This window comes from uncultured Campylobacter sp., assembly GCF_938045405.1.
Classification (GTDB): domain Bacteria; phylum Campylobacterota; class Campylobacteria; order Campylobacterales; family Campylobacteraceae; genus Campylobacter_B.
In genome coordinates this window covers 1-1,922 of record NZ_CALIMW010000029.1, presented here as the reverse complement: position 1 = coordinate 1,922, position 1,922 = coordinate 1, and the positions used below count along the sequence as shown (strand labels likewise).

Here is a 1,922-nt window from a genome sequence, read left to right as displayed (position 1 = left end):
TCCTTGTTTTAAATTTCTTACATTATATGTTTTTTGGCTGAAATTTTGATTTACTATTCAGATACTTATATTATAAAGGATCTAAAATTTATATACGAAATGCGATAAGTTTTGTAATCGTAAAATTTTATCAGAATTAAATTTTTTACATAAATTTTATTTGCGAGATTTCATTTAAATTTATAAGTAGATTTTGACCTTAGCCATATTGGAGTGACAAGAGGGATAAAATTTGGTCTATGCGAGACTTTACTTATCAACAAAATTTAAGTTTAAGTAGATACTCTGGATGGGATATTTGCGTCATTGCTTTTAGGTAAATTTCAATATTAGTGTTTAAGTCTTAAGCGAATTAATAAAGCCGAGAGCGAGTCTCGGCTAAATTTTACAATAAAATCGGTGCTATTAGAAAGCCGAGCGCTACTGAAAACGCTATAGCTAAAACACCTGGTAGGAAAAAGGAGTGGTTGAATATATATTTACCTATCCTAGTAGTTCCGGTATCATCCATCTGAACAGCTCCAAGTAAGGTCGGATACGTAGGAAGCACGAATAGTGCGGAAACTGCAGCGAACGATGCGACTAAGATATATGCGTCTCCGTTATTTGTAGCAGTTAGTCCAAGCGCAGCAATAACCGTAGGTATAAGCGCTTTTGCAGTAGCGGCTTGAGAGTAAAGAAGCATACTCGCAAAAAATAACGCTATAGCTAGCATAAATGGATAGTCTTTGACAAAATCACCAGCAAAATTTTTGATAGCATCGGTATGATTTACCACAAAAGTATCACCTAGCCACGCTACGCCGAGTACGCATACGCACGCCGTCATACCACTTTTAAACGTGGCGGTATTAAATAGCTTATCGACTTTGACGCCACAACTTACCGTTATTAGAGTAGCGATGACTAACATGAAACTCATAATGGCGTTATCTCTAGTTAGCACTAATACTTTAGTAGGTTTATCGGTATTTTCTACGTATTTTACATTGGTAGTTGAGTCGGTTTTGACTTTTATGTTTTTTGCGACTAGTTCGTTAAATTTATCGGGATCTTTGCTTTCATAGATTTTTTCGTAGCCTGTCACGTAACTTGGTTTTATCCAGCCTACATTTTTGCTAATAGCCGTAGCGTATAAAACGACGGCGATAACACCGATCAAAAATATCAATACCGATCTTTTGGCTCCTGCAGGAAGTTCTTTATTTTCTTCTGTTTTAACCTCTTTTATTAAGCCCTCTTTAAGCCTTCTTTGATATTCTGGGTCGCTACTTAGATCGAGATTATAAAATAAATTTATAACAAGAGCCGTAAGCATACAACCGATAAAGGTCGTAGGTATCCAAATAGCAAGCAATAATGGATAGCTAATGCCTAATCCGCCTAAAGCATGCTCGCCTGCCATAAATACAACCGCCGCTGAAACGGGGCTAGCAGTAATGGCTATCTGGCTAGCGACGACGGCTATACTAAGAGGTGCACTAGGCTTAATATTTTGAGTCTTTGCTACCTCTGCAATGACAGGTATCATAGAAAACGCCGTATGTCCCGTCCCTGCAAATACCGTAAGCAAATATGTAACTATCGGAGCTAAGAAATTTATATATTTTGGGTGTTTTCTTAGTATTCCTTCGGCTATTTGTACCAAATAATCGAGTCCTCCTGCTACTTGCATAGCCGTAATAGCGGCGATAACAGACATAATGATTAAAATGACGTCCCATGGTATACTGCCCGCTTTTAGACCAAGCCCCAACGTAAGAATGACGACGCCAAGACCGCCTGCATAGCCTATAGCCATACCACCTAGTCTAACACCCAAAAATATCGCACCGAAGAGTACGATCAATTGCAATATCAATGAAATGTCCATTGCAAAACTCCTTATAAAGTAATTTTTTTAACGGCGCGCAGAATTCTAA

Annotated in this window: 1 protein-coding gene; it reads right to left on the bottom strand. The window is 37.8% G+C overall.

The features are described 5' to 3' along the window. Positions 1–385: 385 nt before the first annotated feature. Complete coding sequence (locus Q0140_RS01065; RefSeq protein WP_177389295.1) at positions 386–1,873, bottom strand: anaerobic C4-dicarboxylate transporter; 1,488 nt, start codon at positions 1,871–1,873, stop codon at positions 386–388. Positions 1,874–1,922 lie beyond the last annotated feature (49 nt).